Raw genomic sequence first — 25,952 nt, 5'->3', positions numbered from 1 at the left:
ACTCGGATCGTTCCCACGCTCTGCGTGGGAATGCCTCAACGGACGCTCTGCGTTCGGCTTTTAAATGGGACGCGGAGCGTCCCGGGCTGCATTCCCACGCAGAGCGTGGGAACGATCAGTGCTTGCAGGTCAGACCTGGGCGGTACGCAGTTTCTCGCTGCGCCCACGCAACCATTCCAGCGTCAGCAGCAGAATCACCGAGAAGGCGATCAGCAGCGTTGCGGCAGCTGCAATGGTCGGGCTGAGGTTTTCGCGGATGCCGCTGAACATCTGCCGTGGCAAGGTCGCTTGTTCGGGGCCGGCGAGGAACAGCGTCACTACCACTTCATCGAACGAGGTCGCAAAGGCGAACAGCGCACCGGAAATCACGCCGGGAGCAATCAGCGGCAACGTCACCCGACGGAACGCCGTCAGTGGCGAAGCGCCAAGGCTCGCCGCAGCGCGCACCAGGTTTTGGTTAAACCCCTGCAACGTCGCCGACACCGTGATGATCACAAACGGCACACCCAACACCGCATGCACCACGATCAGCGAGAAGAAGCTGTTGCCCAATCCCAGCGGGGCGAAGAACAGATAACTCGCCACACCAATGATCACCACTGGCACCACCATCGGAGAAATCACCAGCGCCATCACCAGCGCCTTGCCCGGGAAGTCGCCACGGGTCAGGCCAATCGCCGCCAGCGTGCCGAAGATCATCGCCAGCACGGTCGCCGCCGGGGCGACGATGACGCTGTTCCTCAACGCGCGCATCCATTCCGCCGAGGCGAAAAAGTCGTGGTACCACTGCAACGAGAAGCCCTGCAGCGGGTACACCAGGAAACTGCCCGAGTTGAACGACAGCGGGATGATTACCAGCACCGGCAGAATAAGGAACAACAAAATCAAGCCGCAGAGAATCCGCAAGCTGTAGAACCACACCCGCTCAATGGGCGACATATAAGGACTCAGCATTTCGTTCTCCCCTTAGCTCAGGCGCAGGCGACTGGCGCCCACCAGCCAGCTGTAAATCAGATAAAGCACCACGGTCGCCAACAGCAGCAGCCCACCGAGTGCGGTCGCCATGCCCCAGTTGATGCTGGTGTTGGTGTAGAAGGCGACGAAGTAACTGACCATCTGATCGTTCGGGCTGCCCAGCAAGGCCGGGGTGATGTAGTAGCCGATGGCGAGGATGAACACCAACAGGCAACCGGCGCCGACACCGGCATAGGTCTGCGGGAAGTACACCCGCCAGAAACTGGCGAACGGGTGGCAGCCGAGGGAAATCGCGGCGCGCATGTAGGTTGGCGAAATGCCTTTCATCACGCTGTAGATCGGCAGAATCATGAACGGCAGCAGGATGTGCACCATGGAGATGTAAACCCCGGTGCGGTTGAACACCAGCTCCAGCGGTTTATCGATGATGCCCATGGCCATCAGACCGCTGTTGATCAGTCCGCCCGATTGCAGCAGCACGATCCACGCGGCGACCCGCACCAGGATCGAGGTCCAGAACGGCAGCAGCACCAGAATCATCAGCAGGTTGCTTTGCCGCGATGGCAGGTTCGCCAGCAGGTAGGCCAACGGATACGCCAGCACCAGGCAGATCACGGTGATGATCAGCCCCATCCAGAAGGTGCGGGCGAAGATGTCGAGGTAGATCGCCTGATCGGGCGTGGCCGGGGCGATTTCGCCGAGGTCGTCGATCCGGTGATCGACCGCCGCCAGTAAGTAATAAGGCGTGATGCTGCTGGTGTTGCGGCGCACGGCTTGCCAGTAGGCCGGGTCGCCCCAGCGCTCGTCGAGACCTTCCAGCGCTTCTTTATAGGAGGCCGGTTCGGTGGCGAACGGTAAAGCACGTGCAGTTTTGGTCAGCAGGCTGCGGTAGCCGGCCAACTCCATGTTCAAGCGCTTGGACAGGTCGCCCAAGGTCTGATTCTTGCGGGCCTCAGCGAGGTCTTCGCTGGCCGCCTTGTAAACCGGTTCAGCGGGCAGGCCTCGGCCATCCCAACTGGCGATGGCCGCCACGGTGCGTGGCATGCCGCCGACGACTTCCGGGTTACCGACGCTTTTGTAGAGCAGCGCCACGATGGGCACCAGAAACACCAGCAACAGAAACAACACCAATGGCGCGATCAAGGCTTGTGCTTTCCAGCGGTTGATCCGCTCGGCGTGCTTGAGCCGCTGCTTCAAGGTGGGGTCAGTGCCCGCGTTCAGGGGAATGGCGGTGGCCATGGCGTACTCCGGAAATCTTTGATCGTTACAAAGGAAGGCAAGCCACCTCTGTTCTTGATAACTACACATCACCCCTGTAGGAGCGAGGCTTGCCCGCGAAGACGGTGTGTCAGTCAACATCGATGTTGAATGTACCGACGCCTTCGCGGGCAAGCCTCGCTCCTACAGGAGTGGATAAGCCCACGGGGTGGTCTTATTTTGCAGCCCAGGAATTGAAGCGCTGTTCCAGTTGCTCGCCGTTGTCAGCCCAGAAGCTGACGTCGATCTGCACCTGGTTGGCGATGTTTTCCGGGGTGGTCGGCATGTCTTTCAGGACATCCTTGGCCAGCAACGGTACGGCCTGGATGTTGGCCGGCCCGTAGGCGATGTTTTCCGAGTAAGTCTTCTGCTGCTGCGGCTGCACCGAGAACGCGATGAATTTCTTCGCCGCTTCAGCCCGTGCCTTGTCCAGACCCTTTGGAATGGCCCATGCGTCGAAGTCGTAGATGCCGCCGTTCCACACGACTTTCAGGTTGCTTTCTTTCTGCACGGCAGCGATCCGGCCGTTGTAGGCCGAGCTCATGACCACGTCACCGGAAGCGAGGTACTGCGGCGGTTGCGCGCCGGCTTCCCACCACTGGATGCTTGGCTTGAGTTCATCCAGTTTTTTGAACGCGCGATCCTGACCATCCTTGCCGGCCAGCACCTTGTAGACGTCTTTCGGCGCAACGCCGTCGGCCATCAGAGCGAATTCGAGGGTGTACTTGGCGCCTTTACGCAGGCCACGTTTGCCCGGGAATTTCTTGGTGTCCCAGAAATCCACCCAACTGGTCGGTGCGGATGCCAGCTTGTCGGCGTTGTAGGCCAACACGGTCGACCACACGAAGAAGCCCACGCCGCACGGCTGGATGGCGCCTTTGACGTAGTCCTCGGACTTGCCGAACAACTTCGGATCAAGCTGCTCGAACATGTCTTCGTCGCAACCACGGGACAGTTCTGGCGATTCAACTTCCACCAGGTCCCAGGACACGCTCTTGGTGTCGACCATGGCTTTGACCTTGGCCATCTCGCCGTTGTACTCGCCCGCCACGATCTTGCCGTTGCCTGCCGCTTCCCACGGTGCGTAGAAGGCTTTGACCTGCGCTGCCTTGTTCGCCCCGCCAAAGGACACCACGGTCAGGTCCGGGCCCGCCGCCATTGCGTGTGCCGCGCCGATCATGCCCATGACCAAAGCGGTGAATTTCAGGGATCTCAACATTTATTGTTCTCTCCACGTGCAGGGTTGGTGTTGGTGTAGCAGGGGGCGATCAGTTCGCCTCTAGAAGTGGGTCGAGCGCGCGAACGTGTTCGACCTGCCAGCCAATCGGTACCACGTCGCCGACGGCCAGCGCGGGATCGAGCTCGGCAATCGGTTGTTTCACAAAGAAATCGGTCTTGCCGCAGACTTCCAGGCGAACCCGGACGTGGTCGCCCAGATAGATGAATTCCGCCACCCTCCCCGAGAAGCGATTGACGCAGGACTCGCTGGAACCATTGAGGCTCACGCGTTCCGGACGAATCGACAGCGTGACGGGTTCGCCGGTCTTGCCGACGTTGACGGCCAGGGCTTCAACCTTTTCACCGCGACCGAGCTCAACCACGCAGCGGTCGCCGGTGTGGCTGTGCAAGCGGCCGTTGAGACGATTGTTCTCGCCGATGAAGTTGGCGACGAAGGTATTTTTCGGTTCTTCGTAGAGGCTGCGCGGTGGAGCGATCTGCTGGATCTCGCCTTGGTGGAACACCGCTACGCGGTCGGACATGGTCAAGGCTTCACCCTGGTCGTGGGTCACGTAGACCACGGTCACGCCGAGGCGCTGATGCAGATGCTTGATCTCCATCTGCATGTGTTCGCGCAGTTGTTTGTCCAGTGCGCCGAGGGGTTCGTCCATCAGCACCAGTTGCGGTTCGAACACCAACGCCCGGGCCAAAGCCACACGCTGTTGCTGACCGCCGGACAGTTGTGCCGGATAACGCTGGGCGAAGGTGTCGAGCTGAACCATGCTCAGGACGCGCTTGACCCGATCACTGACGTCGCTCTTGTTCAAGCCACGCACGGTCAGCGGGAACGCCAGGTTCTCGGCCACCGTCATGTGCGGGAACAACGCGTAGTTCTGGAACACCATGCCGATGTCGCGCTTGTGCGGCGGCACGTTGTTGATGGAACGCCCGGCCAGCTGGATTTCACCTGCAGTCGGGGTTTCGAAACCGGCGAGCATCATCAGGCTGGTGGTCTTGCCGGAGCCGGACGGCCCGAGCAAGGTGAGGAATTCGCCTTTGCGAATCTCCAGGTTGAGGTCTTTGACGATCAGGTTCTCGCCGTCGTAGCTTTTTTGCACTCCACGAAAGCTGACCAGAATATCGCTGGCCCCTGCGTTTGAATCGACCTGGCTCATACCCACACCTTTGTTGTGATGACTGCTGTGGACTAAGCCTAGTGGACACTGCCGACCACGCAAATCGGGGCGCAGGAGAGAATGGCCTCAGCCGGATGGAAGGTTGGGGGTAGGGATTGCCCTACAAGGATGGCGCGTTTTGACCAACACAGCGTCAAACGGTCAGCTGCAAGCCACAAGTAAAGGCAAAAGCGATTCGCAGGGATGTCGCAAATGGATATGCACCGCCCATCCCTGTAGGAGCGAGGCTTGCCCGCGAAGCTTTTGGCGTCAGTGAAATCGCCTTCGCGGGCAAGCCTCGCTCCTACAGGGAATGCATGCGATTTTTATAGGAGTTTGTGCTCCATGGCGTACTTCACCAGCTCCGCCAGGGAGGTGATGTTGAGTTTCTGCATCAGCCGCGCCTTGTGGGTGCTGATGGTTTTGCTGCTCAGGGCCAGTTGCTGGGCGATGTCGTTGACGTTGGCGCCCTGGGCCAGGCGTTCGAACACCGAGAACTCGCGCTCAGACAGCAACGAGTGCAGCGGACGCGAATCGGTCAGGCCGACTTCGAAGACCATGCGGTCGGCCAGGTCCGGGTCGATATAGCGCCCGCCCGCCGCGACCTTGCGGATCGCCGTCAGTAGCAGCGCCGGATCACTGTCCTTGGTCGCGTAGCCGGCGGCGCCGACCTTCAACGCGCGGGCGGCCATTTGCGCTTCGTCGTGCATCGACAACACCAGAATCGCCGGCGGATTGTTCAGCGCGCGAATCCGCGGAATCGCCTCCAGGCCGTTAACCCCGGGCATGGAAATGTCCAGCAAGACCACTTCGCAGGGAACATGGCGCAAGGTCTCGAGCAACTGTTCGCCATTGCTCGCCTCCCCCACCACCAGTAAGTCCTTGGCCAGGCCGATCAACTGCTTGATGCCTTCACGGACGATGGTGTGGTCTTCAGCTACCAGTACACGGATCACTTACTTCTCCTCATCCAACGGCACTCGCACACTCAGGGTCGTGCCTTCACCCGGTTCACTTTCAAGCGACAACTGCCCGCCCATGATCAACACTCGCTCGCGCATGCCGACTACCCCGAAGGATGTTGACCTACCGGTGGCAGGGACAAATCCTACGCCATCATCGCTGACGGTCAGACACAACTCGTCGCCTTCCAGCACCAATGTCAGTTCGACAGTATGCGCCTGGGCATGGCGCATGACATTGGTCAGCGCTTCCTGAAGGATCCGGAACAGGCCAATCGCCTTGGCATCACTGAGCACTGGCAGATTTTCCGGCACCTGCACCAGACACGGAATCTGCGTGCGCGCCTCGAATCGGCGGGCCTGCCACTCGATGGCCGAGGCGATCCCGGCGTCGAGAATCGGTGGCCGCAGCGCCGTCGCCACATCCCGTACCAGTTGGAACAGCTGAGCGATCAAGCGCTTCATACTGTTCAAACGTTCGTTCAGACCGGGGTCGAGCTGGGCGTAGGCCAGTTCGCACATGGAAGTTTCAAGCTTGAGCACGGTCAACATCTGACCCAGTTCGTCGTGAACCTCCCGGGCGATGCGGCCCTTTTCCTCTTCCCGCACGCTCTCCAGGTGAGCGGACAACTCACGCAACTGCTCGCGAGAGCTGGCCAATTCCAGTTCGATGCGTTTGCTTTCGCTGATGTCCCAGACGATCCCGTCCCAGACATAGGCGCCGTCTTCGAGTCGGCGGGTGATGGCCTTGATCTCGGCCCAGCGCTGTTCGCCCGAACGGGTGAGAATCCGCCCCTGCCACGACCAGTCGCTGTCGGTATCCAGCGCATGGTCCTGGGTTTGGTGATAACTGACTTTGTCGTCCGGGTGCACCAGGCTGCGCAGGCCTTTGTCGCGATGGGCCAGGGTGGCCGGTGAGTAACCCACCAGGCTCTCGCTCCCTTCACTGATGTAGGCAAAGTCTATTTGCCCCGTCACCGGGGCCCGTTCCAGACGAAAGACCAGCCCTGGAACGTTGGCGGCGATCCCTTGCAACCGAGCCTCGCTCTCCTGCAACGCGGCCAGGGCGCGACGACGCTCGGTGACGTCGTTGAGGTAAACCACCAGGTATTCGCCGTCGCGAAACCGCAAAAAACTCAGCGAAACATCCACCGGCAGATCGCTGCCATCCGCCCGCACGCAGTTGGTTTCGAAACTTTGCGGGCCTTCCTCGCTGGCCCGGGCGCGCTTCCACAGGTTCAGCCAGCGATCCATGTGCAAGCCGGGCTCGAAGTCGATCAGCGGCCGATCAATGATCCCGCCCGCCGGATAACCCAGCATGGTGTCGGCCGCGCGATTGGCGTAGCGCACATGGCTGTCCCAGTTGACCCAAAGGATGCCGACGGTGCTCTGGTCGATGGAAAACTGTGTGAGACGCAAGGCTTCTTCACTGGCGGCACGCAGGGCAATGTCTTCGCGCGCTGCCAGCAAACGATGCTCAAGACTGCGTTGCTGCCGCCGCTGCCAGAACACGATAGCCATGCTGCTCAACGTCAACACCACCAGCAACAAACAGAGGTTTTGCCAGAAGCCCGGGGACTCGGTCAGCCGCGGGTACTTGGGTTGCAGCCATTGGTTGTGCAGTTGCTCCAGGTCCTTGGCCGGGATCGCCCGCAACGCGCTTTCGACGATGCCAGCCAGTTCCGGCCAGTCCCGGCGCGTGGCCACCCGCAACAGTTGCGGCAGGCCGATGTCACCCACCACCGCCAGCCCGGCGAACTCCGGTTCGGCGGACAGACGTCCCAGCTGCGCTTCGTCGACCACGGCGTAGCTGGCCTGCTGACTCAATAACAGTTGCAGTGCCTGGCGTTCGATCGGTACGCCTTGAAGGTTCAAGTGCGGGTAATTACTGCGAAGATAGTCGGCGGTGGCACTGGGCATGCGCACGGCGACGCGGGTCTGGCTGTCGAGGTTTTCCAGCTCGACCACGCCAGTGCTTTTCTGGTCGCTGACCACCAGTTGCGGCACCCGCATATACGGGTCTGAAAACTGCCAGAGCCGCAGGCCAGCGGGGGTTTGGGACAACCCCGGAGCGATGTCGATTTCACCTTCGCGCGCGGCAGTTTCCAGTTGCGCCAGGTCGGGGAAATTACGCCAGCTCAGCTCGACCTTGAGGGACTTGGCCAGCCATTTCATCAGCTCGACGTTAACCCCGGACAGGCGCTGCAAGCGGCGATCGTATTGGGCGTAGGGCACTTGCAACACCAGCCCGACGCGCAACTCTCCATGCTGCGCCAGCCATTGCTGCTGGTCCGCGGACAATGGCGCGACGTGCCCCGGTGGCGCGGGAGCCGCCCAGCCCATCAAGGGAAACCACAAACAGCCGATAACCCACAGGCAGCGAAAACGCATCATCGAAATCTCACACACTGACAAATACTGACCAACCCATTAGGCTGCCGGAATAACTTCTGGCCTGGAATATCCGATGCCCCCTGTTTACCGCCTGGCATTGCCAGCATTGTGCCTGTCGCTGCTCCTGCCTTGCGCCTTTTCCGTCGCGGCCGCCGACCCGGCACCCGCCGCGACACAACTCGCCGAAGCAAAACCGGTCGAGCGCCAGCCGCTGCTTGAGCGTAGTCAGGAAGAAGCGACTGCACTTGAGCGCAAGATCCCCGCCCAGGAACAACAGCAACTGCAAGCGGGTAGCGATACGTTTCTGGCCTTGTGGAAACCAGCCAATACCGCCGAGCCCAAAGGCGCGGTGATTATCATCCCGGGTGCCGGCGAAAGCGTTGACTGGCCGCAAGCAATAGGTCCATTGCGACGTAAATTGCCGGACGCCGAGTGGAGCAGCCTGAGTATCACCTTGCCGGACGTGCAAAGCGATGCCATTGCACCACGCATCGTAGAAGTGGCACTCACGCCAAAAGCCCCCGACACTGGCAGCAAAGACTCGACCACCGCAGCGCCCATCGAACAAGCCGCGGGCGGTGAAGCGGAGGTGGCGGACAAGGTGATCGCCGAAACCACCGAGGAACAGGCCAACGCCGACGCCGAACGAATCTTCGCCCGCGTCGACGCCGCCATTGCCTATGCCGAACAGCAAAGCGCTCGCCGCATTGTCGTATTGGGCCATGGCACCGGCGCTTACTGGGCCGCGCGCTACCTGAGCGAAAAGCAGCCCTCGCAAGTGGAGAAGTTTGTGATGGTCGCCGCTCAGATGCCGGTGAAAGCCAAACCAGAGTTGGCCGAACTGACACCGACCCTGAAGCTGCCCACCGCAGACATCTTCTATATGGATAAGCCGCTGGATCGCAACGCGGCGCTAGAACGTATGCAAGCCAGCAAACGTTTGAAAGCTTCGGCATTCAGCCAGGTAGCGCTCAAGGCTTTGCCCGGGAATACCAAGGCAGAGCAAGAGCAGTTGTTCCGCCGCGTGCGTGGATGGCTGAGTCCGCTAGCCGATTGACCCTCGCTGCCTGACAGGTATTACACCCCTGCCCTGCTAGCGAAAATCCCGACGCTCGCGAATTAATGTGTAGGCGCTATGCAGCTCGCGAGTCTTGTCAGTGGCTTCGCGAACCTGCGACGCCGTCGCACCGCTGCCGGCAATCTTGTCCGGGTGATGGCGACTCAGCAGGCGTCGATAAGCGCGTTTGATCTGCGCCGGCTCGCTGGTCGCCGACACGCCCAAAAGCCGCAACGCATCTTGGTAGGTGACAGCGTTGCTGACCGGCGCAAGCTTGTGCTGTTCATAATCGGCCGCCAGCGCCTGCACTTGATGCCGTGTCCAGCCCAGCCATTTGCCCCACTGCGTAATCAGCGCTCGCTCAGCACTACCGGCGCGGCCATCAGCCCAGATCATCCGCCAACAGGCGCGCAAGACGCCTTCGGCCGCATGGGGTTGAGCACTCAAGCGGCGCAGGTAACCGCGCAACCGGTCATCTCCCGACTTGCCGCGATTGAACGCGGCAATTGCCCGGCGCTGGGCCGACTCGTTCATTTCCAGCGAACGCATTTCCTGACGGGCCTGCTGGATGTGGCCCTCCACCACCCGTCCATCGCTCTTGGCCAGTCGTCCCAACAACACAAACAGCAGTTCGTCGTTGCGCAGCACCGAGCGACCACCGAGCTTTTCTCGCAAGTGCGCCCAGCTCTGCAAGTGCAAGCGCCGATCCAGCGCCTGCCCCAATAAGGCGCCAAGCATGGCCCCCGGAATGCTGGCGATGAAAAAGCCCACTCCGGCTCCAATCAGAGTCCCTGGCCACAGCATGTCAGCGTCTCGCCTCTAACAGAGTTTCGACTTCAGCCAGACGCTCGTGAGTGCCAACATCCACCCAATGTCCGTTCAAGCGTTCGCCGGTTACGTGTCCATCGGCCATGGCCTTGCGCAGCAGTGGGGCGAGTTTGAACGCCCCGGCGGAGCAACCGTCGAACAGCTGCGGGTGCAGCACCGCGATGCCGCTGTAGGTCAGGGTTGCAGTGTCCGGCAGACCGTCGTGCACTTGCCCGTCGATCAGACTGAAATCCCCGGCTAGGTGATGAGCCGGGTTGTCCGCCAGCACCAAATGCGCCAGCCCGGTGATGGGTTGGTGCAATACGCTGAAGTCATAGTCGGTCCAGATGTCACCGTTGACCACCACAAAGGCCTTGTCTCCCAACAGCGGCAACGCGCGGAAAATCCCGCCTCCGGTTTCCAGTGGCTCACCTTCCGGCGAGTACTGAATACGTACGCCGTATTGAGAGCCATCACCGAGGTAGTTTTCGATCTGCTGGCCAAGCCAGGCGTGGTTGATCACCACCTCGGTAAACCCCGCCACCGCCAAGGCTTTCAAGTGATACTCGATCAACGGAATACCGCCGGCGCGAACCAGCGGTTTCGGTGTAGTCAGGGTCAGCGGGCGCATGCGCTCGCCCTTGCCTGCCGCCAGAATCATCGCCTTCATGCATTCGCTCCAGCACGCAGACTGGCCAGCAATACATCCAGCTCGGCCAGCTCAGGACGACGGGCGATCACTGCGTCTATATAAGCAAAAAAGCGCGGCACATCGGCCAGGTAGCGCGGTTTGCCGTCACGGTGGCAAATACGGGCGAAGATGCCGATCACTTTCAAGTGACGCTGCACGCCCATCAGGTCGCTGGCACGCAGGAAATTTTCGAAGTCAGGCTGGACCGGGATGCCAAGCGCACCCGCTTGCTGCCAATAAGCTTCCAGCCAGCCGTACACGCGCTCTTCAGGCCAGCTGAGGAACGCATCCTTGAACAGGCAGGTCACGTCGTAGGTCACCGGGCCATAGACTGCGTCCTGGAAATCCAGCACACCGGGATTCGGTTCGCTGAGCATCAGGTTGCGCGGCATGTAGTCGCGGTGCACCAGCACTTTGGGCTGGGCCAGGGCGCTGTCGATCAATAGCTCAGTCACGTTCTGCCAGAGCATTTGCTGAGCCGCGTCGAACTCGATACCCAACTCACGCTTTACGTACCACTCGGGGAACAATTCCAGCTCGCGGCGCAGCAGCGCAACGTCATAACTTGGCAGCGGTGCAACCATCGGCAGTTGCTGAAAAGCCAGCAGTGCTTGCAGGGCATCCTTGAACAAATCGTCAGCATTTTCGCTGTCGATTACGTCCAGGTAAGTCTTGTTGCCCAGGTCATTGAGCAAAAGAAAACCACGCTCGAGGTCTTCGGCATAAATTTTCGGAACATTTATTCCGGATTTCGCCAGCAAAAAAGCGATATCCACGAAGGGTTTGCAGTTTTCCTGGGGGGGTGGTGCGTCCATCACGACGAAGCTTCTGCCCTCGCCTTCCCAGCGGAAATAACGTCGAAAACTCGCATCGCTACTGGCCGCGGTCAACGTGGCCGGGGGTACGACGCCCCAACCCTGCTCTGCAAAGAGGGCAGCCAATTGTTCATCGAGCCAAACTTTCAGGTGTTGCAAACGTACATCTTGGTCAGGCATTGCAAGGGTCTCCGACGGCGCTAGCCGTCAAGCGGGTCATGCTTTATTATCCAGCATCTTTTTCAGACCATCGAGAGGCGTGCGGCCCACACCGCGGGCAGATGGCACGCAGGAAGCCCGGACTAATAAGATGGCATTGAAATCCCCCGCGTTTCGTAAAAAATTTCCGTTGTTGGTTACCGGCAGTCTGCTGGCCCTGCAACCTCTAGCCACTTCGTTCGTGGTCGCCGCGGAACAGTATGACTGCTCAGTCTCTGCTTCGGGTGCCTGGAACTGTGCGCCAAAATCTCCAGCAGCTGCGCTGCCACCGCGTCCCGTCCATGACGGCAGTGCGGCGGTAAGCGCGAGCGGCGAGACTCCGGCCGACAGCGGTTCCAGTCAAGACACCAGCGCCAAGCCTGCGCTAGTGACCGAGTCCAAGGGCCGCGGCCTGAAGTCGCGTAGCGAAGACTACAGCCACCTCGACTGGGTTCCGCGCGAGAAGCTCACTGCAGCGCAATTGGCCGAAACCGGTCCTTACTGCTCTGGTTCCTATATCGAACCGATTCGTCCTGGCATGAATGACAAGACGAGTAAAAGTGACGCTCCGACCTTTCTCGGCGCCAAAGCCTCTCGCTATAAGCAGGATGAGCAGGTCGCGACCCTGGCCGGTGACGTGGTCATGCGTCAGGGCAGCATGCAGGTCGAAGCCGACGAAGCGAACCTCTACCAGGCCGAGAGCCGTGGCGAACTGAGCGGCAACGTCCGTGTTCGCGACAACGGCGCACTGATCGTGGGCGACCACGCCGACGTGCAACTCGACACCGGTGAAGCCAAGGTCGACAACGCCGAATACGTCCTGCACAAATCCCGTATCCGCGGCAGCGCGCTGTACGCCAAGCGTGCCGAGAACGCGATCATCCGTCTCAAGGATGGTACGTACACCACGTGCGAACCGGACAGTAACGCCTGGCAACTCAAGGGCAACAACATCACCTTGAACCCGGCCACCGGTTTCGGTACCGCGACCAACGTGACGCTGCGGGTCAAGGACATTCCGGTTCTGTACACGCCGTACATCTATTTCCCGATCGATGACCGTCGCCAGTCCGGCTTCCTGCCGCCGACTATCGGCACCGGCACCGATACCGGCTTCCTGCTGGTCACACCGTATTACTTCAACCTGGCACCGAACTACGACGCCACGTTGTACCCGCGCTATATGAGCAAGCGTGGCATGTTGGTGGAAGGCGAGTTTCGCTACCTGACCCAATCCAGCGAAGGTCAGCTCGGCGCCGCGTACCTCAACGATGACGATACAGAGCGCAGCCAGCAGACCGACTACGAAAAAACCCGCTACATGTACAACTGGCAGCACAAGGGTGGCCTTGACTCGCGTGTATTCACACAGGTCGACTACACCAAAATCAGCGATCCTTATTACTTCCAGGATCTGCAGACTGACCAGATTGGGGTAAAGAGTTCCGATTACGTGAACCAGCAGGGTTCTGTCAGCTATCGCGGCGACAGTTACACCGCTCGCATCAACGCCCAGGCCTATCAGCTGGCGACCGTATCGAACATCACCCCGTACGACCGATTGCCGCAGATAACCTTCAACGGTCAGCTGCCTACGCACCCGAACGGTCTGAATTTCGATTACGAAACAGAAGTCGTGCGCTTTGATCGTGACCTGGAAACGGGCCAGTTCTCCGATGAAGACGGTAACCTGTCTCCTCGCCTGGACACCAACGTGACCGGCCTAGCCCGGGCCAACGGCGACCGTTTGAATCTCAAACCGGGTGTCAGCCTGCCGCTGGACTGGACTTATGGCTTCCTGAAGCCATCGCTGAAGTACCAGTACACCCAGTACCAGTTGGACCTCGACGGCCAGGGTAAAACCGACATTGCCAATCAGGGCGCTGAAGGCGACCGACTCAACGGCACTTTCAGCAGCAACCAGAACCGTGGCGTCCCGATCGCCAGCATCGACAGCGGTCTGTACTTCGATCGCAACACCAACTGGTTCGGCAAGGACTATCGCCAGACCCTGGAACCGCGCCTGTTCTACCTTTACGTACCTGAGGAAGACCAGAAAGACATTCCGGTATTCGACACCGGCGAGTACACCTTCAACTACGCGTCGTTGTTCCGCGACAACCGCTTCTCTGGCTCCGACCGCGTCGGCGACGAGAGCAAACTGTCGCTGGGCGTAACCAACCGCTGGATCGAAGACAATGGCTTCGAACGTCAACGCATCAGCGTCGGCCAGGCCGTGTATTTCAAGGATCGCGAAGTTCAGTTGCCGGGTATCGATGCAAAAACCCGCGACGACGCGCAGGCTAATGTCTCGCCATACGCGCTGGAATACGAATATCGCTGGAACCGCGATTGGCGCACCACGGCCGATTACAACTGGGACCCGGACAGCCGCAGCCCTCGCTCGGGCAGCGCGATGTTCCACTACCAGCCTGAAGACAACCCGAACAAGGTCATCAACGCTGGCTATCGCTATCGTAATGACCAGGTCCGTTACGACCAGAACACCGGTAAGTGGCAAGTGGGTGGTGGTGACTACGGCACCCCGGGCACTCCTGGCTACGTGAAGGACTACTACAAGATTCAGCAGCACGACTTCTCGGTGATCTGGCCGATCGTGCCGCAATGGAACGCCATCAGCCGCTGGCAGTATGACTACAACCGCAACCGTACCCTGGAAGCCTTCGGTGGCTTCGAGTACGACAACTGCTGCTGGAAACTGCGCCTGATCAACCGTTACTGGGTTTCGTATGACGAGTTCAGTCAGAACGCCCCGGAAAACGAAAAAGGCGACCACGGCATTTTCCTACAAATTGTTCTGAAGGGACTCGGCGGCCTCACCGGCGCCAAAGTAGAGAGCTTCCTCGACAAAGGCATCCAAGGTTATCGTGAACGTGAAGACCAAGCTTTCTGATTGTCTGCGCCCGCTGATGCTGGGCGCGCTGTTCCTGGGTACCGCGGCGAACGCCGCGGTACAGTCCATCGATAAAGTGGTGGCCATTGTCGACAACGACGTGGTCATGCAGAGCCAACTGGACCAACGCGTCCATGAAGTTCAGCAAACCATCGCCAAGCGCGGTTCAGCCGTGCCGCCGGCCGGCGTGCTGGACCAGCAGGTGCTTGAGCGCCTGATCGTCGAAAACCTGCAACTGCAGATCGGCGAACGTTCCGGTATCCGCATTACCGATGAAGAACTGAACCAGGCTGTCGGCACCATTGCCCAGCGCAACAACATGTCCGTGGATCAGTTCCGCGCCGCCCTGACTCGCGATGGCCTGTCTTATGAAGACGCCCGCGACCAGATTCGCCGCGAGATGGTCATCAGCCGTGTGCGTCAGCGTCGTGTGGCCGAGCGCATCCAGGTTTCCGAACAGGAAGTGAAGAACTTCCTCGCTTCCGACCTTGGCAAAATGCAGTTATCCGAAGAGTTCCGTCTGGCCAACATCCTGATTCCAACGCCGGAAAGCGCCAACTCCGACGCTATTCAGAATGCGGCCAAACAAGCCGACGCGGTTTACCAGCAGCTCAAGCAAGGCGCTGACTTCGGTCAGTTGGCAATCGCCAAATCCGCCAGCGAAACCGCACTGGAAGGTGGCGACATGGGCTGGCGTAAAGCCGGTCAACTGCCACCGCCGTTCGATCGCATGCTGAGCACCATGACTGTCGGCGACATCACTCAACCGATGCGCACCCCGGGCGGCTTCATCATCCTGAAGATCCTCGACAAGCGTGGCGGCGAGACCCAGGTGCGTGACGAAGTGCACGTGCGTCATATCCTGGTCAAACCGAGCCCGATCCGCGACGAGGCTAAAACCAAGGCGTTGGCTGAGTCGCTCTATACCCGTATCGAAGCGGGCGAAGATTTCGGCGAACTGGCGAAAAGCTTTTCGGAAGATCCGGGTTCCGCCCTCAACGGCGGCGACCTGAACTGGATCGACCCGAATGCATTGGTGCCTGAATTCCGCGAAGTGATGGCCAAGACCCCGCAAGGTCAGCTGTCCAAGCCATTCCAGACCCAATACGGTTGGCACGTTCTGGAAGTCCTTGGCCGTCGCGCCACTGACAGCACCACCCAGGCCCGTGAGCAACAAGCGATGACCGTACTGCGTAACCGCAAATACGACGAAGAGCTGCAAACCTGGCTGCGTCAGATCCGTGATGAAGCGTACGTAGAGATCAAACTCCCTGGTGCAAACCAGGCAGCGCAGTGAAACCCAAGCGTTTCGCGCTGACACCCGGCGAGCCGGCCGGCATAGGTCCTGACCTGTGCCTGCTGCTCGCCTCGCAAGCCCAGCCACACCCCCTGATTGCCATTACCAGCCGCGACCTGCTCCTAGAGAGGGCCGCGCAACTGGGCGTGGTTGTCGATTTGTTGCCGGTCACCCCGGACAGCTGGCCGGATGTACCTGCGCCGGCCAACAGTCTGTATGTCTGGGATACACCGCTCAACGCCAAGGTTACCGCCGGGCAACTGGACAAGGCCAACGCGGCTTTCGTCCTGGAAACCCTGACCCGAGCTGGCCAAGGCTGCCTGGACGGGCATTTTGCCGGCATGATCACGGCCCCTGTGCACAAGGGCGTGATCAATGAATCCGGGATCGCCTTTTCCGGGCACACAGAATTTCTCGCCGACCTGACCCATACCGCACAAGTGGTGATGATGCTCGCCACTCGCGGATTGCGCGTGGCGTTGGTCACCACTCACCTGCCTCTTCGCGAGATTGCCGATGCGATCACGCCGGAGCGACTGGAACGGGTCACGCGAATTCTGCACACCGATCTACAAGAAAAATTCGGCATCGCCCAGCCGCGCATCCTCGTGTGTGGGCTCAACCCCCATGCCGGCGAAGGCGGACACCTGGGCCATGAAGAAATCGACATTATCGAACCTACATTAGAGCGCCTGCGCGGCGAAGGAATGGACCTTCGCGGCCCCCTGCCCGCCGACACTCTGTTTACCCCCAAATATCTGGAGCACTGCGACGCGGTGCTGGCGATGTACCACGACCAGGGCCTGCCGGTGCTGAAGTACAAAGGCTTCGGCGCAGCAGTCAACGTGACCCTCGGCTTGCCGATCATCCGCACATCGGTCGACCACGGCACTGCCCTGGACCTGGCCGGCAGCGGCAAAATCGACACTGGCAGCCTGCAAGTCGCCCTGGAAACCGCTTACCAGATGGCCGAGACCCGTTTATGACCGAGCATTACCAACACCGGGCGCGCAAGCGTTTCGGCCAGAACTTCCTGCACGATGCCGGCGTTATCGACCGCATCCTGCGCGCCATCCGCGCCAAACCCGAAGACCGCCTGCTGGAAATCGGCCCGGGCCAGGGCGCACTGACTCAAGGCCTGCTCAACAGCGGCGCGCAGTTGGACGTGGTGGAGCTGGACAAGGACCTGATACCAATCCTCAACCAGCAGTTCGCCGGCAAGGACAACTTCAACCTGCACCAAGGCGACGCGCTGAAGTTCGACTTCAACAGCCTGAATGCCGCGCCGAACAGCCTGCGTGTGGTCGGCAACCTGCCGTACAACATCTCCACGCCACTGATTTTCCACCTGCTAAACAACGCCGGCATCATTCGCGACATGCACTTCATGCTGCAAAAGGAAGTGGTCGAGCGTCTGGCGGCAGGCCCTGGTGGTGGTGACTGGGGTCGCTTGTCGATCATGGTTCAGTACCACTGCCGGGTCGAGCATCTGTTCAACGTCGGCCCGGGCGCGTTCAATCCGCCGCCGAAAGTCGACTCGGCCATCGTGCGCCTGGTACCCCACGCGGTACTGCCGCACCCGGCCAAGGATCACAAGTTGCTGGAGCGCGTTGTGCGCGAAGCCTTCAACCAGCGCCGCAAGACCCTGCGCAACACCCTCAAATTGCTGTTGAGCAACGATGAGATCGAAGCCGCCGGCGTCGATGGCAGCCTGCGCCCCGAGCAACTTGATCTGGCCGCTTTCGTGCGTCTGGCTGACAAGCTCAGCGAACAAGTCCTACAAAAGCCTGCTGATATCTGACAGGCCGGAAGCGTTATCGGGTAGGACACCGGCCGTCATGTCTGGTTTACTACCCGATACTTGGCCTAGACTGAGTTCCATCAGCTACGCCCCGCGTTCCGCTTCGATTTTAAGGCCTCTTGCATGTCCGATCCTCGTTATCAGGTCGACGTCAGCGTCGTCACCCGCTATCTGGCAGAACAATCGCAACCCGAGCAAAACCGCTTTGCCTTCGCCTACACCATCACCGTGCACAACAATGGCGAGCTACCGGCCAAACTGTTGTCGCGGCACTGGGTAATCACCGACGGTGACGGGCATGTCGAAGAGGTTCGCGGTGCCGGCGTTGTTGGCCAGCAGCCGTTGATCGACGCGGGCGAAAGCCACACCTACAGCAGCGGCACCGTCATGACCTCCAAGGTCGGCACGATGCAGGGCACTTATGAAATGGTTGCCGACGACGGCAAACACTTCGACGCCATCATTGCCCCATTCCGTCTGGCGGTGCCCGGAGCCCTGCACTGATGGCAACGTACGCCGTCGGCGATCTGCAAGGCTGCCTTCAAGCATTGCAATGCCTGCTCAAGCAAGTCGCCTTCGACCCGACACGGGATCGTCTGTGGCTGGTCGGCGATCTGGTCAACCGTGGCCCGCAGTCCTTGGACACCTTGCGCTTCCTCTATAGCATCCGCGAATCGCTGGTGTGCGTGCTCGGCAACCATGACCTGCATTTACTGGCCGCCGGGAAAAACATCGAACGCTTGAAGAAGTCCGACACCCTGCTCGAGATTCTCGCAGCGCCCGATTGCGCGGAACTGCTGGAGTGGCTGCGTCAGCAAAAGCTCATGCACTACGACGAACAGCGTGATGTCGCCCTGGTACATGCTGGCATTCCGCCCCAGTGGTCGCTGCGCAAGGCCTTGAAGTGTGCCGCCGAAGTCGAGACCGCATTGCGCGATGACAACCTGTTGCCGCCCTACCTCGATGGTATGTACGGCAACGATCCGGCGAAATGGGACAACGACCTCAAAGGCGTGACACGCCTGCGGGTGATCACCAACTATTTCACCCGCATGCGGTTTTGCACCGCCGAGGGCAAGCTTGACCTCAAAAGCAAGGAAGGTCTCGACAATGCCCCACCGGGTTACAAACCCTGGTTCCAGCACAAGGAACGCAAGACCAAGGGCCTGAAGATCATCTTCGGCCACTGGGCCGCGCTGGAAGGCCGGTGCAACGAACCGGGCATTTCGGCCCTCGATACCGGCTGTGTCTGGGGTGGCGCCCTGTCCCTGATGAATGTCGACAGCGGTGAACGGCTGTCTTGCAAATGCGACGAGCACGGCCTTGCCCTGCCGCCAGTCGCCCCACTTAGTCCCGAACCCTCGTCAGCCAGCGCCCCGCGCTAGACTGCGCTTTCAGCCGTGCCACAGGAGCCCGCCATGAGCGAATTCAAACGTATCCCCCCGGAACAGGCCCAGGCCTTGCGCGAACAAGGCGCAGTGGTGGTCGATGTCCGCGACCCTGCGACCTTTGCTGCGCTGCACATCGCCGGCTCGAAGCATTTGGACAATGTTTCCATCTCGGATTTCATTCGTGCCGCCGACCTCGACGCACCGACTGTAGTGGTCTGTTATCACGGCAATTCCAGCCAGAGCGCCGCTGCGTACCTGATCAGCCAGGGCTTCTCCGACGTCTACAGCATGGATGGCGGTTTTGAGCTGTGGCGTACGACTTATCCTTCGGAAACGGCGCAAGGCACTTCCGAATAATTTTTTTGTAACGTGCAAGCCCCGGTCCCCGCGGGCTCGCGCGGTGGCAGACGAACGGTCTGCCACAACTAATTACGTATCTCGCCTTTACCTGCCGAATTCCCAACTATCCTTAAGCGCAGGCCATCCAAAACAGGGGAGAGCCGGTACACCGGCGCGCGGGTCATCGGGAGTAGCTTTCGGGGTAGTCAGCTTCGAAAGAGTTCTGGGGGGTAAACAGCGACTGCATATTCGGTCGCTGCCAGCATCGACTGAATGATCCGGCGTCGGCTCCACGTATCGAGCGAGGTGACGTCATGAGTATCTTTAGCCACTTCCAACAACGCTTCGAGTCCACACGCCAGGAAGAACTCTCGCTGCAAGAGTATCTTGAGCTGTGCAAAAGCGACCGCAGCGCCTACGCTTCCGCCGCCGAGCGTCTGTTGCTGGCCATCGGTGAACCGGAGCTTCTCGACACCTCGGCCAACTCGAGACTGTCGCGGATCTTTTCCAACAAGGTGATCCGCCGCTATCCGGCCTTTGAAGACTTCCACGGGATGGAAGAATGCATTGACCAGATCGTGTCGTATTTCCGCCATGCCGCTCAGGGCCTTGAAGAGAAGAAACAGATTCTCTATTTGCTCGGCCCTGTGGGTGGCGGTAAATCGTCCCTGGCCGAAAAGCTGAAACAGTTGATCGAAAAAGTGCCCTTCTACGCGATCAAGGGCTCACCCGTCTTCGAATCACCTCTGGGTCTGTTCAACGCCACTGAAGATGGCGCGATCCTCGAGGAAGACTTCGGCATTCCACGGCGCTACCTCAACACCATCATGTCGCCATGGGCGACCAAGCGCCTGGCCGAATTCGGCGGCGACATCAGCCAGTTCCGCGTGGTGAAGCTCTATCCTTCGATCCTCAACCAGATCGCCGTGGCCAAAACCGAGCCTGGGGACGAAAACAACCAGGACATCTCGGCGCTGGTGGGCAAGGTCGATATCCGCAAACTCGAAGAATTCCCGCAGAACGACGCCGACGCCTACAGCTACTCAGGCGCACTGTGCCGGGCCAACCAGGGCCTGATGGAATTTGTCGAAATGTTCAAGGCACCGATCAAGGTGCTGCACCCACTGCTGACCGCCACTCAGGAAGGCAACTACAACAGTACCGAAGGTCTGGGGGCGATTCCGTTTACCGGGATCCTGCTGGCCCACTCCAACGAATCGGAATGGCACACCTTCCGCAACAACAAGAACAACGAAGCCTTCATCGACCGGATCTACATCGTCAAAGTGCCGTACTGCCTACGGGTCAGCGACGAAGTGAAGATCTACGACAAGCTCTTGTTCAACAGCTCCCTGGCCAAGGCTCACTGCGCGCCTGACACCTTGAAAATGCTCGCCCAGTTCACCGTACTCTCGCGCCTCAAAGAGCCGGAGAACTCCAACATCTACTCCAAGATGCGCGTGTATGACGGCGAAAACCTCAAGGACACCGATCCGAAGGCCAAGTCGATCCAGGAATACCGCGACAACGCTGGTGTCGACGAAGGCATGAACGGCCTGTCGACCCGCTTCGCGTTCAAGATTCTGTCGAAAGTGTTCAACTTCGATCCGCACGAAATCGCCGCCAACCCGGTGCATTTGCTCTACGTGCTGGAACAACAGATCGAGCAGGAACAATTCCAGGCCGAAACCCGCGAACGCTATCTGCGCTTCCTCAAAGAGTACTTGGCACCGCGTTATATCGAATTCATCGGCAAGGAGATCCAGACCGCCTATCTCGAGTCTTACAGCGAGTATGGCCAGAACATCTTCGATCGCTATGTGCTGTACGCCGACTTCTGGATCCAGGACCAGGAATACCGCGACCCGGAAACCGGCGAGATCCTCAACCGCGTAGCGCTGAACGAAGAACTGGAGAAAATCGAAAAACCGGCCGGCATCAGTAATCCGAAGGATTTCCGCAACGAAATCGTCAACTTCGTGCTGCGCGCCCGGGCCAATAACAACGGCAAGAACCCGACCTGGCTCAGCTACGAAAAACTGCGGGTGGTCATCGAGAAGAAGATGTTCTCCAACACCGAGGACCTCCTGCCAGTCATCAGCTTCAATGCCAAGGCCAGCAAAGAGGACCAGCAGAAGCACAACGACTTCGTCACACGGATGGTCGAGCGGGGCTACACCGACAAACAGGTACGACTGCTGTCCGAGTGGTACCTGCGGGTCAGAAAATCACAATAACCCGCTGCCGGTCAGACCGGTTGTCGTCAGTCAGAGGCCTGTGTGCGCATTTTCTGTTACACAGACCTTTGGAAGGTGTTCGAAAGTCGGTAGCGAGGTTCAGTCAGCGTCCAAAAGCGCTTGGGGGAGCGTGAACATCCCTTGGCACGGTCGATGCTGCATAACCGCTCGCCCCTTTCAGGACAGCTTCTAAGGAGCAGTCATGAGCTATGTGATCGACCGACGTCTCAATGGCAAGAACAAGAGCACGGTGAACCGTCAGCGGTTTCTGCGGCGTTACCGTGATCACATCAAAAAGGCTGTCGAAGAGGCGGTCAGCCGGCGCTCCATTACCGATATGGAACACGGCGAACAGATAAGCATCCCCGGCCGCGACATTGACGAGCCGGTGCTTCACCACGGTCGGGGTGGCAAGCAGACCGTCGTGCATCCGGGCAACAAGGAATTCACCAGCGGCGAGCACATTGCCCGCCCGCCTGGAGGTAGTGGTGGCAGAGGCCCCGGCAAGGCCGGTAACTCGGGCGAAGGGATGGACGAATTCGTCTTCCAGATCACCCAGGAGGAATTCCTCGAATTCATGTTCGAGGACCTTGAGCTGCCGAATCTGGTCAAGCGCAACCTGACCGGCACCGACACCTTCAAAACTGTTCGTGCCGGGATCAGTAACGAGGGCAATCCGTCACGGATCAACATCATCCGCACCTTGCGCTCGGCCCATGCACGGCGAATCGCCCTGTCTGGCAGCAGCCGGGCAAAATTACGTGAAGCCAAAGAGGAACTACTGCGACTCAAGCGGGATGAGCCTGACAACTTCGGCGATATTCAGGAAATCGAATCAGAGATCGAAAAACTCAGTGCGCGCATTCATCGCGTACCGTTCCTCGATACCTTCGACCTCAAGTACAACCTGCTCATCAAGCAACCCAACCCCAGTTCCAAGGCAGTCATGTTCTGCCTGATGGACGTGTCCGGTTCCATGACGCAGGCGACCAAGGATATCGCCAAGCGCTTCTTTATCCTGTTGTACCTGTTTCTCAAGCGTAACTACGACAAGATCGACGTCGTATTCATCCGCCACCACACCAGTGCCCGGGAAGTGGATGAAGAGGAGTTTTTCTACTCGCGCGAAACCGGCGGCACCATCGTTTCCAGCGCCTTGAAACTGATGCAGGAGATCATGGCCGAACGCTATCCGACAAACGAGTGGAACATCTATGCCGCCCAGGCCTCCGACGGCGATAACTGGAACGACGACTCGCCGATCTGCCGCGACATTCTGATCAACCAGATCATGCCGTTCGTGCAGTACTACACTTACGTTGAGATTACCCCGCGCGAGCACCAGGCCCTGTGGTTCGAGTACGAACGCATCGCCGAAGCCTTCTCTGACAATTTCGCCCAGCAACAACTGGTCTCGGCCGGGGATATCTATCCGGTCTTCCGTGAACTCTTCCAGCGCAGGTTAGTGACATGACCGCCAAAGAGCAGAAGCGCCAACCCATTTCCACCGGCTCCGAATGGACGTTTGAGCTGATCCAGGCCTACGACAAAGAAATCAGTCGCCTGGCGGCTCGTTATGCCCTGGATACCTACCCCAACCAGATCGAAGTGATCACTGCCGAGCAGATGATGGACGCTTATGCTTCCGTCGGCATGCCGCTGGGCTATCACCATTGGTCCTACGGCAAACACTTCCTCAGCACCGAGAAATCCTACAGCCGTGGGCAGATGGGGCTGGCCTACGAGATCGTGATCAACTCGGACCCGTGCATCGCCTATTTGATGGAAGAAAACACCATCTGCATGCAGGCCCTGGTGGTTGCTCACGCCTGCTACGGCCACAACAGCTTCTTCAAGGGCAATTACCTGTTCCGCACCTGGACCGATGCCAGTTCGATCATCGATTACCTGGTCTTCGCCAAGCAGTACATCATGCAGTGCGAAGAGCGCCACGGTATCGACGCGGTCGAGGACCTGCTGGATTCCTGCCATGCGCTGATGAACTACGGTGTCGACCGCTACAAACGTCCGTATCCGATTTCCGCCGAAGAAGAACGCCGTCGGCAAAAGGATCGGGAAGAGCATTTGCAGAAACAGATCAACGATCTGTGGCGGACCATTCCAAAAGGTGCGGACAAGTACAGCGACAAGGACAACGCGCGTTTCCCCGCAGAACCTCAGGAAAACATCCTTTACTTCATCGAAAAACACGCACCGCTGCTGGAGCCATGGCAGCGGGAAATTGTGCGGATCGTGCGCAAGATCGCCCAGTATTTTTATCCACAGCGTCAGACGCAGGTGATGAACGAAGGGTGGGCCACGTTCTGGCACTACACCCTGATGAACGACTTGTACGACGAAGGACTGGTAACCGACGGCTTCATGATGGAGTTTCTGACGTCGCACACCAGCGTGGTCTATCAGCCCGGCTTCGACAGCCCCTACTACAACGGCATCAACCCCTACACCCTGGGTTTTGCCATGTATCGGGACATCCGACGCATGTGTGAAAAGCCTACCGAAGAGGACTACCGTTGGTTCCCTGAGATTGCCGGCACTGACTGGCTGTCGAGCATCAAGTTCGCCATGAGCAGCTTCAAGGATGAAAGCTTCATCCTGCAGTACTTGTCACCCCAGGTGATCCGCGACCTGAAATTGTTCAGCATTCTCGATGACGACCAGAAGGACGATTTGCTGGTCCCCGCCATTCACGATGAACCCGGCTACCGGATCATCCGTGAAACCCTGGCGGCGCAGTACAACCTGGGTAATCGTGAACCCAACGTGCAGATCTACAGCATCGACCGGCGCGGCGACCGCTCTCTGACCCTGCGTCACCAGCAACATGACCGCAAACCGCTGGGCGAGTCCACCGAGGAAGTGCTAAAGCACCTGCATCGCCTCTGGGGTTTCGATATTCACCTGGAAACCCTGCAAGGGGATCAGATAATGAAAACCCAGCATGTTCCGCCCAGAAGTGAACACAGCGAGGGGGATTACGGCCGGCTGGACCTGGCTGTCATCCATCTTTGATCCTGTTTCGGCCTCCGGAAGTTCGACGCAAAGGTTATTCTGTCGAGCTAACGGAGGTTTTTTATGCAGATTTATAAAGTTGGCGGTGCGGTACGCGATCGCCTGCTGGGCAAGCCTGTCACCGACATCGACTGGGTCGTGGTTGGCGCCACCACTGAAGAAATGCTCGCCAAGGGCTTCCGCCCGGTGGGTGCGGACTTCCCGGTTTTTCTTCACCCCAAAAGCGGTGAGGAATACGCTCTCGCCCGGACCGAACGCAAAAGCGGACGCGGTTACGGCGGCTTTACCTTTCACGCCAGCCCCGAAGTCACCCTCGAAGAAGACCTGATCCGTCGTGACCTGACAATCAATGCCATGGCAGAAGACGATCAGCAGAACCTGACCGATCCTTACCATGGCCAACGGGATCTCAAGGATCGCCTCCTGCGCCACGTTTCCCCCGCATTCGCCGAAGATCCTCTCAGGGTTCTGCGCGTTGCCCGCTTCGCTGCTCGTTATGCGGGGCTCGGTTTCACCGTCGCACCTGAGACACTGGAGCTGATGCGTCAACTCAGCGAATCAGGTGAACTCGAAGTCTTGACCGCGGAACGAAGCTGGAAAGAAATCTCTCGCGCCTTGATGGAAGACCAGCCCCAGGTGTTCGTTGAGGTACTTCGCGAGTGCGGTGCGCTCAAGGTGTTGATGCCGGAACTCGACGCGCTGTTCGGCGTACCGCAACCGGAAGCCCATCACCCGGAAATTGACACGGGCTTGCACACCCTGAGCGTGCTGGAGCAAGCGGCACTGCACAAACAACCCCTCGTCGTGCGCTGGGCCTGCCTGCTGCATGACCTGGGCAAGGGACTGACGCCCGAGGAAGAATGGCCCCGACACATTGCCCACGAGCACAAGGGCCTGAAACTGATCAAGGCGGTCAACGAACGCTTCAAGGCGCCGAGGGACTGTCAGGAACTGGCTCTGCTGGTCGGCAAATATCACACCCACGGCCATCGCGCCCTGGAGCTGAAGCCGTCGACCTTGCTGGAGTTGCTGCAAAGTTTTGACGTTTACCGTCGACCGCAGCGGTTCGAGGATTTTATCGCGGCGTGCGAGATGGACGCGCGTGGACGCAAAGGTCTGGAACAGCGAAGTTATCCACAGGCGGATTATTTACGGGGCGCGGCGAATGCCGTTCGGACCGTGGCGATTCAGCCGTTGCTGGAGAAAGGATTCAAAGGGCCGGAGCTGGGTGAGGCGATCAAGCGTGAACGGCTCAAGACGTTGAAGACTTACAAAGACACGGCGCCTGCCTGAAAGCTTCGCGGGCAAGCCTCGCTCCTACAAGGGTCGGCGTAGAACCTGTAGATACTCTGTTCACGGTCAAGCTTTCGCGAGATGTTTTTCGCTAAAAA

General features: G+C 59.4%; 21 protein-coding genes. 12 read left to right on the top strand and 9 right to left on the bottom strand.

All coding sequences use genetic code 11. The annotated features are described in order from the left end of the window. Positions 1-129: 129 nt before the first annotated feature. The 6 genes from QK293_RS24180 to QK293_RS24155 all read right to left on the bottom strand — a co-directional run bounded on the left by QK293_RS24180 (position 130) and on the right by QK293_RS24155 (position 7,981). Positions 130-954, bottom strand: a complete 825-nt coding sequence (locus QK293_RS24180) for an ABC transporter permease (RefSeq protein ID WP_282381946.1) — start codon at positions 952-954, stop codon at positions 130-132. A 12-nt stretch (positions 955-966) separates the two neighbouring features. Then, positions 967-2,214 (bottom strand): ABC transporter permease, encoded by a 1,248-nt coding sequence (locus QK293_RS24175; RefSeq protein ID WP_282381944.1) that lies wholly within the window; start codon positions 2,212-2,214, stop codon positions 967-969. Between the two features lie 193 nt (positions 2,215-2,407). Next, the gene (locus QK293_RS24170; RefSeq protein ID WP_282381942.1) at positions 2,408-3,451 is read right to left on the bottom strand and encodes an ABC transporter substrate-binding protein; all 1,044 of its coding nucleotides are present in this window, start codon (positions 3,449-3,451) and stop codon (positions 2,408-2,410) included. A gap of 49 nt (positions 3,452-3,500) precedes the next feature. Next, positions 3,501-4,625, bottom strand: a complete 1,125-nt coding sequence (locus QK293_RS24165) for an ABC transporter ATP-binding protein (RefSeq protein WP_282381940.1) — start codon at positions 4,623-4,625, stop codon at positions 3,501-3,503. A 326-nt stretch (positions 4,626-4,951) separates the two neighbouring features. After that, positions 4,952-5,581 (bottom strand): response regulator transcription factor, encoded by a 630-nt coding sequence (locus tag QK293_RS24160; RefSeq protein WP_003210977.1) that lies wholly within the window; start codon positions 5,579-5,581, stop codon positions 4,952-4,954. Continuing rightward, positions 5,582-7,981 carry a sensor histidine kinase gene (locus QK293_RS24155; protein ID WP_282381936.1) on the bottom strand — a complete coding sequence of 800 codons (2,400 nt, stop codon included), beginning with the start codon at positions 7,979-7,981 and terminating at the stop codon, positions 5,582-5,584. 73 nt (positions 7,982-8,054) lie between these two features. Between QK293_RS24155 and QK293_RS24150 the strand changes: the two genes are divergently transcribed. Beyond that, positions 8,055-9,038 carry an alpha/beta hydrolase family protein gene (locus QK293_RS24150; RefSeq protein ID WP_282381933.1) on the top strand — a complete coding sequence of 328 codons (984 nt, stop codon included), beginning with the start codon at positions 8,055-8,057 and terminating at the stop codon, positions 9,036-9,038. A gap of 36 nt (positions 9,039-9,074) precedes the next feature. Here the strand turns inward: QK293_RS24150 and QK293_RS24145 are convergent, their stop codons facing one another. From QK293_RS24145 to QK293_RS24135, 3 genes are read right to left on the bottom strand one after another with little or no spacing between them, the layout of a single operon-like run. After that, positions 9,075-9,842: a TerB family tellurite resistance protein gene (locus QK293_RS24145; RefSeq protein ID WP_282381928.1), complete on the bottom strand. Its 768-nt coding sequence runs from the start codon at positions 9,840-9,842 to the stop codon at positions 9,075-9,077. Position 9,843: 1 nt separating this feature from the next. After that, the gene (gene murU / locus QK293_RS24140; protein ID WP_282381925.1) at positions 9,844-10,515 is read right to left on the bottom strand and encodes an N-acetylmuramate alpha-1-phosphate uridylyltransferase MurU; all 672 of its coding nucleotides are present in this window, start codon (positions 10,513-10,515) and stop codon (positions 9,844-9,846) included. Beyond that, complete coding sequence (locus QK293_RS24135; protein ID WP_282381922.1) at positions 10,512-11,531, bottom strand: phosphotransferase; 1,020 nt, start codon at positions 11,529-11,531, stop codon at positions 10,512-10,514. Before QK293_RS24135 ends, murU begins: the two co-directional genes overlap by 4 nt. Before the next feature lie 130 nt (positions 11,532-11,661). Between QK293_RS24135 and QK293_RS24130 the strand changes: the two genes are divergently transcribed. The 11 genes from QK293_RS24130 to QK293_RS24080 all read left to right on the top strand — a co-directional run bounded on the left by QK293_RS24130 (position 11,662) and on the right by QK293_RS24080 (position 25,854). Next, positions 11,662-14,463 (top strand): LPS-assembly protein LptD, encoded by a 2,802-nt coding sequence (locus QK293_RS24130; RefSeq protein WP_282381919.1) that lies wholly within the window; start codon positions 11,662-11,664, stop codon positions 14,461-14,463. Next, complete coding sequence (gene surA, locus QK293_RS24125; protein ID WP_282381916.1) at positions 14,444-15,760, top strand: peptidylprolyl isomerase SurA; 1,317 nt, start codon at positions 14,444-14,446, stop codon at positions 15,758-15,760. Before QK293_RS24130 ends, surA begins: the two co-directional genes overlap by 20 nt. Then, positions 15,757-16,746, top strand: coding sequence for a 4-hydroxythreonine-4-phosphate dehydrogenase PdxA (pdxA, locus tag QK293_RS24120; RefSeq protein ID WP_282381913.1), 990 nt, complete (start codon positions 15,757-15,759; stop codon positions 16,744-16,746). The genes surA and pdxA overlap by 4 nt, the downstream gene beginning before the upstream one ends. Further along, a complete protein-coding gene (rsmA, locus tag QK293_RS24115) occupies positions 16,743-17,561 on the top strand; it encodes a 16S rRNA (adenine(1518)-N(6)/adenine(1519)-N(6))-dimethyltransferase RsmA (RefSeq protein ID WP_282381910.1) in 819 nt (272 codons plus the stop codon). Before pdxA ends, rsmA begins: the two co-directional genes overlap by 4 nt. 123 nt (positions 17,562-17,684) lie before the next feature. Continuing rightward, positions 17,685-18,065 carry a Co2+/Mg2+ efflux protein ApaG gene (apaG, locus tag QK293_RS24110; RefSeq protein ID WP_123368659.1) on the top strand — a complete coding sequence of 127 codons (381 nt, stop codon included), beginning with the start codon at positions 17,685-17,687 and terminating at the stop codon, positions 18,063-18,065. After that, positions 18,065-18,946 carry a symmetrical bis(5'-nucleosyl)-tetraphosphatase gene (locus QK293_RS24105; protein ID WP_282381895.1) on the top strand — a complete coding sequence of 294 codons (882 nt, stop codon included), beginning with the start codon at positions 18,065-18,067 and terminating at the stop codon, positions 18,944-18,946. Before apaG ends, QK293_RS24105 begins: the two co-directional genes overlap by 1 nt. Before the next feature lie 33 nt (positions 18,947-18,979). Beyond that, on the top strand, positions 18,980-19,309 hold the full coding sequence (gene glpE / locus QK293_RS24100; protein ID WP_046045372.1) for a thiosulfate sulfurtransferase GlpE: 330 nt from the start codon (positions 18,980-18,982) through the stop codon (positions 19,307-19,309). A gap of 296 nt (positions 19,310-19,605) precedes the next feature. Next, positions 19,606-21,528 (top strand): PrkA family serine protein kinase, encoded by a 1,923-nt coding sequence (locus QK293_RS24095; protein ID WP_033056218.1) that lies wholly within the window; start codon positions 19,606-19,608, stop codon positions 21,526-21,528. Positions 21,529-21,730: 202 nt separating this feature from the next. Beyond that, the gene (locus QK293_RS24090; protein WP_282381882.1) at positions 21,731-23,002 is read left to right on the top strand and encodes a YeaH/YhbH family protein; all 1,272 of its coding nucleotides are present in this window, start codon (positions 21,731-21,733) and stop codon (positions 23,000-23,002) included. Then, on the top strand, positions 22,999-24,561 hold the full coding sequence (locus QK293_RS24085; protein WP_282381879.1) for a SpoVR family protein: 1,563 nt from the start codon (positions 22,999-23,001) through the stop codon (positions 24,559-24,561). Before QK293_RS24090 ends, QK293_RS24085 begins: the two co-directional genes overlap by 4 nt. Before the next feature lie 63 nt (positions 24,562-24,624). After that, positions 24,625-25,854 carry a multifunctional CCA addition/repair protein gene (locus QK293_RS24080; protein ID WP_282381876.1) on the top strand — a complete coding sequence of 410 codons (1,230 nt, stop codon included), beginning with the start codon at positions 24,625-24,627 and terminating at the stop codon, positions 25,852-25,854. Positions 25,855-25,952 lie beyond the last annotated feature (98 nt).

This window comes from Pseudomonas sp. AL03 (assembly GCF_029960815.1).
In the GTDB taxonomy this organism is placed as follows: Bacteria; Pseudomonadota; Gammaproteobacteria; order Pseudomonadales; family Pseudomonadaceae; genus Aquipseudomonas.
Note: the sequence above shows the minus strand (reverse complement) of the source record. Positions and strands in the feature narration are given on the sequence as shown.